Genomic DNA, 12,930 nt, shown 5'->3' on the forward strand with positions numbered 1-12,930 from the left:
TAAATGAAAAAAGTTTATTTAAGCCTATTATTTATTTGCACAGGTATACTTTTCGCCCAGGAAAAGAGTACCCTTGCGAAACCAAATTACCAACAAGCAGCCAAGTTTTCTCCGGCACGCTTGAGAACAATGATCTTCTCGACAGAAGTATCCCCAAACTGGATTAACTTCTCCGACAAATTCTGGTATGAGTACAGCAGCCCGCAGGGAAAGAACTGGTATATCGTCGACCCGAAGGCTCGCTCAAAAAAAGAGATGTTCGACCGCTCAGAAATGGCAGCTAGAATCACCTCTATAGTTAGAAATCCATTCGATGCACAACATCTAAGCATTCAGAACCTACGATTTAAAGATAACAGCGACAATATCGTTCGTTTCGAAGTGCAGAGTTCTAAAGACACTGTAAAATCGAAAGAAGAGATTAAAAAGCTGACCAACAAAAGCGATACGATTAAGAAGAAAGTATTCTTTTTCGAATACAACCTTTCCAATAATAATCTGAAAGAAATCAGCGATACGACGGAGAAAAAGGACCGTCTATCATGGGGAAGCTTCAATCCAGATACGACGAAGGTATTCTATAGCAAGAATTACAACCTATACTGGATGGATTATGCGAATTACCAAAAGGCTATCAAAGATGAGAAAGACTCGACTATTGTAGAACATCAGATTACGACCGATGGTGTGCAATATTACAGTTGGGGCGGCGAGCCATATAGTGTAACAACGGGCGATAAGAAGTCTGAAGATGAAGAGAAAAAGAAGCGTAATGCAGTTTGGTTAAATTGGTCGCCTAACGGAAAGCATTTCGCCATAACACGTAAGGATAACAGAAACTTAAGTGCCTTATGGGTAATCAATAATGTAGGTGGAAAACGTCCTACTTTAGAGACTTACAAGTATCTGATGCCAGGCGAATTAGACTCTACCGAGACTGATTTATTTATCTTCGATGCTGCTGATCTTAAGCCTAAGCGCGTGGATGTGCAAGCATTCAAAAACCAAACGATTAGCCTTTGGAATAAGGATCGCAGCAAGGAAAGCTTTAAAGGAAAGTATTTCATCAACTACTGGCATGGTAATGATAATGAGTTCTATATCGCGCGTTCGAGTAGAGATTTAAAGCGCATTGATATTGTTGCTGTCGACGTTAATGGTAAACTTAGAACATTAGTGGAAGAGCGTTCTAACGTTTATCTGGACATCAAGAAGCCTTATATTGTAAATAATGGCAAACAATTTATCCATTGGTCGCAGCGCGACGGATGGGGCCATTTCTATCTTTACGATATTCAAGGCAAATTGATCCATCAGATTACTAAGGGTGATTTCCACTGTGATGAGCTTACCGCTTATCAAGAGGGTACTGGGAACTTGCTATTTAAAGCAAATGGCAAAGAAAAAGACTCCGACCCATATTATACGTACTTTTACTCGGTGAATAAGAATGGTGGAAGAATTAGCCTGCTAACGCCTGGCGATTTTGACCATCAGGTTGCTGCCAGTGAGAGTGCAAACTACTTTGTAGACAACTTCTCACGTGTGAATACTGCTCCTGTTAGTAATTTATATAATTCGAATGGACAGCTGATCATGAAATTGGAGGAGTCGGATTTGTCGCAGTTGTTTGCTGCGGGCTACAAATTCCCTGAGCCATTCAAAGTAAAAGCGGGAGACGGCGTTACGGACCTCTACGGTGTGATGTACAAGCCTTTTGACTTTGACTCGACCAAGACCTACCCTATTATAGAATACGTTTATCCAGGCCCGCAAACCGAGGCTGTGAACAAAAGCTTTGGAAGAAGCATGGACCGTATCGATCGTTTAGCACAGATGGGCTTTATCGTCGTGTCTGTTGGTAACCGTGGCGGACATCCTTCACGTTCGAAATGGTATCACACATATGGTTATGGAAACTTAAGAGATTATGGTTTGGAAGACAAAAAGGTAGTCGCAGAGCAACTCGCGAATAAATACAGCTTTATCGACATCGACCGCGTGGGTATTACGGGCCACTCTGGAGGTGGATTTATGTCGACAGCAGCGATGTTGGTTTATCCGGATTTCTTTAAGGTTGCCGTATCGGGTGCGGGTAATCACGAGAACAACATCTACAACCGTTGGTGGAGCGAAAGACACCATGGGGTAAAAGAGAATGTTTCTGCAAAAGGCGATACCACATTCAATTATCAGATTGAGCGTAATTCGGATCTAGCGAAAAACTTAAAAGGTAAGTTATTGATCGTTACTGGTGATATTGACAACAATGTACACCCAGCGAATTCTATCCGTATGGTAGACGCTTTAATCAAAGCAAACAAACGTTTTGATTTTGTGTTACTTCCAGGACAACGTCATGCTTTTGGAGAGATGACAGAATACTTCTTCTGGCGCATGGCCGATTATTTCAGCGAACACCTATTAGGCGAATCAAAGATTAATGAAGTCGATATGACCGAGATTAACAGAGATCGCCCAGTGAGAAGATAATATGAAAATAAACAAAGAAGAAATGTTAGCAGCACTATTGAACAATAGTGCTGCTGGCATTACTGAGCAGACCATCGCAACGTTCTCTGTTTCACAATTGATCGAATGGAGCGAACAGACAGCAGATTATCGACTGGCGTTTCGAGCCGCCTGGTATGTGGAGCATTTCTTTTTGAAGGAAACAGCGTTCTTCTCGGATTATGCTTCCGATATCATCCGCATATATTGTAATACCAGTAATTGGAGTGTTTTAAGAAGCTACAGCAAGCTTTTGATGTGGATACTATCCAAACATAATGATAAGATGCTTATCGATGAGGAACAGGAAGAAACCATATTAGAAAAGTCTTTCAATATTCTGGACCATAGCGATTGTCCGGTCGCCGTCCAAGTCAATGTGATGGACATCCTTGCAGACCTTAATAAGAAACATGATTGGATTGCCAATGAACTACGCTTGCGCATAGAAATGGCTTTAGAAAAAGAAGCTACCCCGGCTCTGAAAAGCCGAGGTAACCGAATATTAAAACGTATAACGAATTCCTAAAGAGGTAAAGTTATACATGTCGTTATATTTACTAGCAGATGCTCCGTCTGCAGTCAATGGATCGTATCCGTCAATATCTTCTCCTTGCGAGAATGTGAATTGTGTGTTCACGACGAGGCTATAGTATCCTGATCGATAATAGCTGCTATATTTGTTCAACGGAACAGCTAAACCCGCATTAAGCACCGGGAATAAGATATCCTTTGATTTACTTTTAAATTGCTTAGTCGCAACTAAATTACCTGCTTCATCATAACGTTCGACTAATTCGTATGGCCCATTGACAATGCCTTCAGGAATCTCCTGCACAATCTCAGTACCATCAGAAGCTCTATACCTAAACGTAGTCCCGCGTTGTATTTTAGCGTAATTGTTGAAGATTGCACCTGCTCCGATTCCTACGTAGAAACCGTTCAAGACATACTTCTCAATACCGGTAGCTCTGAACAGGTCACGCTCATTAACAAAAAAGCGGTAAGGATAGACGGTCGCATTCAACAATCCAGTGACATAGAATTGATTTTCCACAAAGCGAGGATCCCAATCTGGATCTAACACATTGTCATTGCCTCTTGCGGTAAGACGTCCCAACTGTCCTTCGAGCCCGATGTAAAGACCTTTGTATAGTTTATAATCAAGCTTTAACGCGCCAGCATAACCAACATTAGTTTCATGGTTGATATCCCCATAAAGAAATGTAGGTCCAGCGCCAACCGTTAGATCAAACTTTTGATTAGCATTTCCGTAGCGATCTACGGGAGGACATTTTAATGTTTGGGCATTTAATAAAAACGGAATCGAGATGAGTCCTAGGCTTAGTATTCTTTTCAACTGCATAACTTAAAACAATGTATTTCCTTTGTAATGATTTGTTTTTCCTAAATGTTTAAATGCAAGCTCTGTACACTCTCTACCTCTAGAGGTTCGCATTAGGTACCCCTCTTGAATTAAAAAGGGCTCATATACTTCTTCAATGGTGCCTTCATCTTCACCTACTGCCGTAGCAATAGTCTTCACCCCCACCGGGCCACCTTTGAACTTATCAATAATTGTGCTCAAAATTTTATTATCCATCTCATCAAGACCGTTCTCATCTACGTTTAAGGCGTTCAGAGCGAACTGCGCTATAGCCATATCGATAGAGCCGTTGCCCTTGATTTGTGCAAAGTCACGCGTTCTGCGCAACAATGCATTTGCTATACGTGGAGTACCACGACTTCTGCGCGCTATCTCGAATGCCCCTTCTTCGGAAATCGGCACATTTAGAATCATCGCTGAACGCATAATAATATCGGTCAGCAACTTTGCATCATAATATTGAAGCCTAGAGTTGATACCAAAGCGAGCACGTAACGGTGCTGTAAGCAACCCTGAACGCGTCGTTGCACCAACTAAGGTAAATGGATTTAAGGAGATTTGAACAGAACGCGCATTTGGACCTGTTTCCAACATGATGTCAATCTTGAAATCTTCCATCGCCGAATACAGATATTCTTCAACTAGGGGGCTTAAACGGTGTATCTCGTCAATGAATAAGATATCGCCTTCATCAAGATTTGTTAATAAACCAGCAAGATCGCCGGGTTTATCCAATACAGGACCCGAAGTAATCTTAATCCCTACCCCCATCTCATTAGCAATGATGTGGGATAAAGTTGTCTTACCAAGTCCTGGAGGACCATGTAACAATACATGGTCTAAAGCTTCACCACGAAGCTTTGCCGCTCTAACAAATATCGAAAGGTTCTCCAAAATCTTAGCTTGCCCCGTGAAATCATCAAAAGTCTGGGGCCGCAATACGCGCTCCAAGTCTTTGTCTGTTGGGGTCAATCTTTCGGGATTTGGGTCAAGGTTTTCGTTCATATATAGGATAACTCTACTCAATAAAACAGAAAAATTCGCTATTTATTGTAATTTTTGAAAAAACTAGCAATTTTCATTTGGATTACGCCAAAGAATGCTTCTTTAAAAATCTTTGTACTCATCTTAGAAGTGCCTAGGGTTCGATCGGTAAAAATAATAGGGATTTCAACAACGTTGAAGCCATATTTGATTGCAGTAAACTTCATTTCAATCTGAAAAGCATAGCCTACGAACTTAATCTTATCTAAGTCGATCGTCTCCAATACTTTTCTTCTAAAGCACACAAAGCCTGCCGTTGCATCTCGAATGTCAATGCGGGTAATCATACGTACGTAGCCTGAAGCAAAATAAGACATCAAAACACGTTTCATAGGCCAGTTGACAACATTGACGCCCTTGATATATCTAGATCCAATCGCCATATCTGCACCGTCGTTCAAGCAGGCAGCACGCAGCCTCATTAAATCGTCAGGATTGTGGCTAAAGTCTGCATCCATTTCGAAGATGAACTCATAATTTCGCTGCAGCGACCACTTGAAGCCATGGATGTATGCTGTTCCTAATCCTAACTTCCCTCTTCTTTCTTCTAAGTGCAATTCGCCGGGAAACTCTTGTTGTAAGCTTTTTAGAATTTGAGCAGTACCATCGGGAGAGCCGTCATCCACCACCAAGATGTGAAATGGGATCTCCAATGAAAACACTTTTCTGATAATTCTTTCTATATTCTCCTTCTCGTTGTAGGTAGGAATAATAATAATACTGTCTGACACTGTATACTTTTTGAAATGTAAAGGTAACAATTTAGCCGAACTATTAACCCTTTGCAGCATGGCATAAAACACAAAAAAGCCGATTTGTTACTACAAACCGGCTTATATATAAGATCTTAGGGACTAATTAACCCCATGCATCAACTTTTTGATCATCGGTGAAAGTGCAATCAAGATTACTCCTGCGATCAGCGAATATAATCCGAGTTGTTTATAGCCCTCCGTATAGGTTATTAACTTATCCATCAGCGAATCGCCTTCTCTTGCTTCTGCCATATTTGCGCCAATTAAACCAGCAACATATTGACCATAAGCACTTGCGAGGAACCACATCCCCATCATGATACCTTGCAATTTCGCAGGCGATAACTTCGTCATGATCGACAATCCAATTGGCGATAAACATAGCTCTCCAACCGTGATAACCAATAAGGCAAGCGTAAAGATGTCTAAAGATGTCATTCCATCGTCTGCAAAAAAGCGAGTAGCATACAGCACATAGAATCCTAAACCTAAGAACAAGAAACCTAAACCAAATTTGATTACCGTATTGGGTTCAATCCTGCGCTTTGCCATCCATAACCAAAGTAGTCCGAATACCGGTGCTAAGATGATAATAAAGAAAGCTCCTCCGGAGTTGTTTACTCCATTTGGGTCTAAGCGGAATGCTCCTCCCAATACCGAATCATTTAAGTTCTTAGCAGCGAAGATGCTCAAGGAGCCGCCGCTCTGCTCATAAATACCCCAGAATACGATGGAAAACAAGATAAAGATCAATGCAGCGATAAGCTTATGACGCTCCTTCTTCTCCACTTTCGACATCTCGTAAAACAAGTAAATCAATGTCAGGGGACCGATGGTATACATAAAGTAATCGGTGTACTGCGTTTTAGAAACCATGACCTGAATCAATGGCACTAACAAAAGTGTTCCGATATATACTGCATATTCCACCCATTTCGGTAAAGGCTTAGCCTTGACGATGGCATCCGGATGTCCCGGTTGCAACCCGATAGGTCCTAACTCATGCTTGGTAAACTGGAAGTTGATCAGACTGATCAACATACCTACAGCCGCCAGACCGAAAGCAACATTCCAACGATGTGCCTCATCGATTACCGAGCTCAGCATGTAGCCTTTTCCGATTGCAACGCAGATATACCCGCCTAAGAAAGCTCCTAGATTGATCCCTGCATAGAATAAAGAGAAACCCGCATCGCGACGGCTATCGCCATCTTTATACAGCTCTCCTACCATCGTCGAGATGTTAGGCTTGAAAAATCCCGTTCCGATAATGATAAAGGCCAATCCGAAGAAGAAAAACTGATGCGTATCGATCGATAATAACACCGACCCCACGATCATCAATAATCCGCCAAAGAACAGGGATTTCCGAAACCCGAGTATTTTGTCTGCGAAGAGCCCTCCTATAAATGTAAAGGCATATACGAATGCCTGCGTCGCTCCATACTGTAAATTAGCTTCTTTCTCACCGAAATTAAGCTGGGTGATCATAAAGAAAACCAACATACCGCGCATTCCGTAAAAACAGAACCGCTCCCACATCTCCGAGAAGAACAATCTCCAAATCTGCTTTGGATACTTCCCTTTAAAGTCTTGAATTTCTTCAAGCGTGTTGTGTGCTCCTGTAGCCATAATGTTAATTATTGTAATTTATTTTATTTTACACCATGCATTAATTTCTTGATTACCGGATGAAGCATCATCACCAATAATCCAGCTACTATTGGAACGATCGTAAAGATCAAGAAAAATGTACTTAAAGAATATTGTTTGGTAATAACCTCAATCTGTCCACCTATGATGGCAGCCAACTTATTACCGATTGCAATCGCGAGATACCACATACCGAACATAAATCCGATCATCCTTGCAGGCACCAACTTGGAAACATAAGATAGTCCAACCGGGGATAAACAAAGCTCGCCAAGCGTATGGAACATGTAAGCCAATATCAGCCATACCATCGAAACCTTGATACCATCCTGAATGCCATAAGCACCGAATGCTAACAATCCGAATCCGATTGCCATAATGATTAGACCAAGTCCATATTTAAAGGTCGCTGGCGGATTATATTTAGAATCCCAGATTTTGGAAACAAAGTTCGCAAAGGTGATAATGAAGAAAGAGTTCATAATGGAGAACCAGGAAACCGTAATCTCCGAAGATTCTGCCGTAAACTCATTGTATAACATCCACAGCGCAACAGCCCAAACGCCAGCAAAACAAACGAACTGCACAACGTTGGATAATGGTGCCTTGCCATAAGTTTTCTTTGTCAATAGGACCACGACATAGGTTACTAAAGCCAAAGGAACAACGGTAAGCAAGGTATTGATGATATTAAAGATCGTCAGTGAACTCCCTGATAAGCTTCTATCCACGTTCTCACGTGCAAAAATTACCAAGGAAGAGGCGCCCTGTTCAAACGACATCCAGAAGAATACTACGAAAAACGCGAATATAATAACGGCTATCAAGCGATCTCGAACAACCTTTGTATATCTAGCCAACCTAGAAATTACGACGAACAAGAACAATACTAATGCAATCAGGATTGCCACATTCTGCCCTGCCATAGATCCGATTTGGAAATTCTCGAGCAAGTCAACACCAGCAATCTTCGAAAGCGGATCATTGAACGCAAACCCCAATCCCAAAACGGTCATCACGAAGATCAGAATAGAATCCAATTTGGTGAAAGGATTAGGCTTATCCTCCGGCAAGTCTGTATTGACTGCAGCAGCCTTCTCAGCAGCTAGTTCTTTACTTGGCGGATCGCCAACCTTACCAAAAATGGGCTTTGCGAACCAAAACTGCAGTGTTCCTAAGAACATGAAGACACCCGCAAGACCAAATCCCCAATGCCAACCTACTTTCTCTCCCAAATAACCACATAGCATCATCCCGAAGAAAGCACCAGAGTTTACACCCATATAGAAAATAGTGTATGCTCCATCCTTCTTTTGCGGGAATTTCTTGTACATTTCAGACAGTATAGAGGTCATATTAGGCTTGAAGAAGCCTGTACCCAATACCAAAGCACCTAGACCCAAATAAAGAAATAGAGGAGTGTCAAATGCCATAAAAAGGTGACCTAAGGTCATAATAGCAGCACCGACGACAACAGCATAGCGATAACCCAAATACTTATCGGCAACAATACCCCCGAAAATAGGCGTGATGTACAAAAGCATCGCATATGTACCATATAATGCTCCTGCCTGCACCGGATCCCAGCCCCAACCAGAGAAAGGACTCCCTGAAATAATCGCGCTGGTAAGAAAGTTGATTAATAATACGCGCATCCCGTAGAAGGAAAAACGCTCCCACATTTCCGTAAAAAACAACACAAAAAGACCCGACGGATGCCCTAATACGAGGCTCCCATCAATCCCCTGCTTCTCTAGTTCTTCCGAAAACGAAGCTTCTGACTCTTGATTCATCAAAAATTACTATTTAGATTAATAAACGACTGTTCAGACAACAATGGCCAAAGCATCCGCCTCCGCTCCCTCCGAGTGAAACTCATAACAGGAGGCAACAATCGCAAGATATAAAAAGGATGCTCCCAAACATCAATTTTATTCAAACGTGTAAAAGTAATAATTTAAGCGAACTATTATTTGATTAATTGGATAATTCAATGCAAAAATTCCATATTTCCACTGAAACAGCGATAGAAATAAAAGTTCTTGATGGCCTCTAAAAAAGACACTTTCACAAAAAAAGCCGGTCTGTAGAACAAACCGGCTTTAATATTATTGTGATATCCTTAGTTGATACCGTGCATCATCTTTTTCAATTTACCATTGAACATCAGTAATAATAATGCTGCTCCCGCTGGTAATGCGGCAATAATCAGGAAGAAAGTCGTCATGGAGTACGTTTGAACGATATAGTCAATGTACGAACCAGTCTTACCTGCGATAAAGTTTGCAATAGCCGAAGCAGTAAACCAAAGACCAAATAATAGTCCTGCAAACTTCTTTGGCGACAGTTTACTCACATAAGAAAGACCAACTGGCGACAGACAAAGCTCTCCCGTTGTATGGAAGAAATAAGCTAGGATTAACCAAATCATACTAACAGAGGCTGTTTTTGCACCCTGAGGGATAGACATCGAGCCATAAGCTAAAGCTAAGAAACCAACGCCTACAAGAAGTAATCCGAATGCGAACTTCACCGGCCCCGAAGGATTCCATACTTTTTCCCACAGCTTACTGAAAGAGGAAGCTAGGGTAATAATAAAGAATGAGTTCAGGATCTGGAACCAAGAAACAGTTACTTCAGTCTGATCTAAGCTAAATTCTTTGTAAACCTTCCATATACCTAATCCCCAAATAATAGCAAATGAAATCGCCGTAAATAGTACCGTTAGCGGGTATTTATCAACAATCTTTTGCGATAATTTAAAGAGTACATAAGTCACGATCATGATCGGGAAAATCGTTAGAGCAGCATCAACCCACTTAAAGATCTCGCCAGAATTACCCGAAAGAACACGTTGCGTATAATCTTTCGCAAAGATAGTCATCGATCCACCTGCTTGCTCAAAAGCGAAGAAAAAGAAGATACTTGCAATCATCAATACAGCAACAACGATTAGACGATCTCTCACCACGTTAGCAGGAGTATGATCCTCTTCTTGAACACTTACCAAATTTTCCTCTGGTTTATGCTCTGTACCCGGTTTTTCACCGATAATACCGAATATCTTTTGCGCAAAATAGAACTGAATCATACCGAAGAACATGAATACCCCAGCAAGACCAAAACCATAATGCCAACCTACTTTTTCGCCGATATAACCACACAATAACATACCTAGGAAAGCACCCGAGTTGATACCCATGTAGAAAATAGTATAACCCGCATCTTTCTTAGAACTTTTATCAGGATACAATTGACCAACCATCGAGGAAATATTCGGTTTGAACAAACCATTTCCTAAAATCATCAATACCAATCCGATGTAGAAGTATGAGTTATTGAAAGTCTCCAATGCCATCGAAGCATGCCCTAAAGTCATGATCAATGCACCTAAGATAATAGCCTTTCTATAACCAGTTAATTTATCGGCAATCATACCGCCGATCAATGGTGTTAAATATACTAGTCCTGTATACCATGCATATAAATTCATGGCTTCAGCATTAGTCCAACCCCAACCGCCTTTTGCGATTTCTGTAATTAAAAATACAGTTAACAATGCACGCATCCCATAATAACTGAAACGCTCCCACATCTCAGTAAAGAAGAGTACAAAAAGACTGGCTGGATGGCCCATAACCATCTTGTCGTCAACTCCTTGCTTGGAAAGGTGCTGGACTAATTCTGCGTCTCTCTCTTGATTCATATATTATCCTTTAATTTAGTTTAATGTGTGATTATCTACAGAACAAAATTTTATTGAAAAAGCAAATAAACAAATTTTTATTCACAATCTCCATAGCTTTTAAAAACCGCTTTCCTTTTTAACATCTCTCCGATTAGGCGCTAAGAAACTATCTTCATCCCCTCGTGCGGGGTTTGAAACTTCGACGTCAGACTCGAAACGAAGGGCTCCTTTGTCCAAATAATAGGCATCATAGGATAAATCGGGGCCATAATATTTAAAATTGCCTTCTAATTTAGGGTCAGCGGGCACTAAATGATCAAATTCGAAGCGGCTTGCCTTCGGATTAAAGACCAAATACATACTCGCTTGGCGGGTATAATTAAATACTTTTCGCGATAAGGAACGATCGTCTGTAAAAACATTTTTACCAAAGACAACCTGTTTTGGTCCCTGCAATTCCACGACATCGATTACTTTCTGCGTGTAATCTGCATGATGTCCCTTCCATCCAAGCAGAACATAAGAGTTCGCCCCCAACTTGCGGATATCATAATACTGCGCCCCATACCAGTTATCTGCTTTGACGATAGCCTTCAACGGCTCTTTAATCTCAAAGGTTTTATCTAACAAAGGGATCAACTCCAGCTGACCGTTACTTGTCGCAAATTGAATAGCGCCATAGTAAAGATACGAGCCATCATCTAAGGGTATATTCCAGGAAAAAATGCGGAAATTCTGATCCGGAGAGTTCAGAATAGAAATCATCTTGAGCTTCGGAAAAGCAAATTGATAAGAGTTGTTTTCCTTCAATGCAGAAACTAGGGTCTTCACAAAACTGAAGTTCTTCTGCATCCGCTCAGGTTCAGAAAGTCTGGAGAACATGGCGCGCCCCAGACTTGCTAAACTGTCTTGCCATACCTGAAGCTTCGCTTCTTTCGATTGTCCTTGAACAACTGTTGTACAGCTTATTAAAATTATTATCAGTATTTGATGCAAATACTTTTTCACAACGTCTATTTAAAACGCTCCAACAAGGCTTTCGTTAATTTGATACCCTCATCTTCGCTGATTTTATCGCCTTCAAACTCAATTCCAACATAGCCTTTGTATCCAGCTTCCTTCACAATATCCATCATTTTAGCATAATCGATACCTGTTTCATTGCCATTTGCATCAAAAGCATGCGACTTCGCGCTCACCCCTTTTGCATATGGCATCAAATCAGTTACTCCTTGATAACGGTCGTACTCATAGAAGTTACCAAAATCCGGAAGACTACCGCAGTTCTTTTTGTTCACCGTTTTCAATACATCCGCTAACCAGTCGCCATGAGATGAAATCCCGCCATGGTTCTCAACGATTACATTTATCTTTCCTTTCTTACCGTAATCAGCTAAAGCAGAAAGACTTTTTACTACTTGGTCTTTTACCTCTTCCTTCGTTCCCTCACCTGCAGCATTTACGCGGATTGCACGACATCCTAAGAAATTTGCCGCATCAATCCATTTATGATGATTTTCAACCGCCTTTAAACGTTTGTTTTCATCGCGATCTCCTAATGAACCCTCACCGTCGATCATGATCAAAACATTCTTAACACCATTATCTTTCGCTCTATTGTTCAAATCCTTTAAGTAAGTCATATCCTGAGCTTTATCCTTAAAGAATTGATTTACATATTCAACTCCGTAAATACCAAAATTCTTCGCTGTATACTCTGGGAAGTCAATATTTTTCAAATCCCCTTTGAACAACTTCTTATGCAATGACCATTCAGCCAAAGAAATATCAAACCAGCTTTTCTTCGCTGCAAAAACATCTAAAGAAGGTGCAATGGTTACTCCAGCTGCAACTAACCCTAGATTTCTTAAAAATTCTCTTCTTGAGTTCAT

General features: G+C 41.0%; 10 protein-coding genes. 2 read left to right on the plus strand and 8 right to left on the minus strand.

Annotation, left to right across the window (positions count from 1 at the left end; translation table 11 throughout):
- The first annotated feature begins 3 nt into the window (after positions 1 to 3).
- Positions 4 to 2,493, plus strand: a complete 2,490-nt coding sequence (locus DSM08_RS11640; RefSeq protein ID WP_149526313.1) for a S9 family peptidase — start codon at positions 4 to 6, stop codon at positions 2,491 to 2,493.
- Position 2,494: 1 nt separating this feature from the next.
- Entirely contained in the window at positions 2,495 to 3,040 is a 546-nt protein-coding gene (locus DSM08_RS11645) for a hypothetical protein (RefSeq protein ID WP_149526314.1), read from the plus strand.
- Here DSM08_RS11645 and DSM08_RS11650 read toward each other — a convergent pair.
- From DSM08_RS11650 to DSM08_RS11685, 8 genes are all read right to left on the minus strand, one after another.
- Positions 3,017 to 3,877: a hypothetical protein gene (locus DSM08_RS11650; RefSeq protein ID WP_149526315.1), complete on the minus strand. Its 861-nt coding sequence runs from the start codon at positions 3,875 to 3,877 to the stop codon at positions 3,017 to 3,019. The genes DSM08_RS11645 and DSM08_RS11650 overlap by 24 nt on opposite strands.
- Positions 3,878 to 3,880: 3 nt before the next feature.
- Positions 3,881 to 4,903: a Holliday junction branch migration DNA helicase RuvB gene (gene ruvB / locus DSM08_RS11655; protein ID WP_149526316.1), complete on the minus strand. Its 1,023-nt coding sequence runs from the start codon at positions 4,901 to 4,903 to the stop codon at positions 3,881 to 3,883.
- Between the two features lie 38 nt (positions 4,904 to 4,941).
- Positions 4,942 to 5,673 (minus strand): polyprenol monophosphomannose synthase, encoded by a 732-nt coding sequence (locus tag DSM08_RS11660; RefSeq protein WP_149526317.1) that lies wholly within the window; start codon positions 5,671 to 5,673, stop codon positions 4,942 to 4,944.
- 123 nt (positions 5,674 to 5,796) lie between these two features.
- Positions 5,797 to 7,329, minus strand: coding sequence for a peptide MFS transporter (locus DSM08_RS11665; protein WP_149526318.1), 1,533 nt, complete (start codon positions 7,327 to 7,329; stop codon positions 5,797 to 5,799).
- A gap of 23 nt (positions 7,330 to 7,352) precedes the next feature.
- Positions 7,353 to 9,143: a peptide MFS transporter gene (locus DSM08_RS11670; RefSeq protein WP_149526319.1), complete on the minus strand. Its 1,791-nt coding sequence runs from the start codon at positions 9,141 to 9,143 to the stop codon at positions 7,353 to 7,355.
- A 329-nt stretch (positions 9,144 to 9,472) separates the two neighbouring features.
- A complete protein-coding gene (locus tag DSM08_RS11675; protein ID WP_149526320.1) occupies positions 9,473 to 11,056 on the minus strand; it encodes a peptide MFS transporter in 1,584 nt (527 codons plus the stop codon).
- A gap of 99 nt (positions 11,057 to 11,155) precedes the next feature.
- Entirely contained in the window at positions 11,156 to 12,046 is an 891-nt protein-coding gene (locus DSM08_RS11680; protein ID WP_149526321.1) for a hypothetical protein, read from the minus strand.
- Positions 12,047 to 12,051: 5 nt separating this feature from the next.
- On the minus strand, positions 12,052 to 12,930 hold the full coding sequence (locus DSM08_RS11685; RefSeq protein ID WP_149526322.1) for a sugar phosphate isomerase/epimerase family protein: 879 nt from the start codon (positions 12,928 to 12,930) through the stop codon (positions 12,052 to 12,054).

The organism is Sphingobacterium hotanense (genome assembly GCF_008274825.1).
In the GTDB taxonomy this organism is placed as follows: Bacteria; Bacteroidota; Bacteroidia; order Sphingobacteriales; family Sphingobacteriaceae; genus Sphingobacterium; species Sphingobacterium hotanense.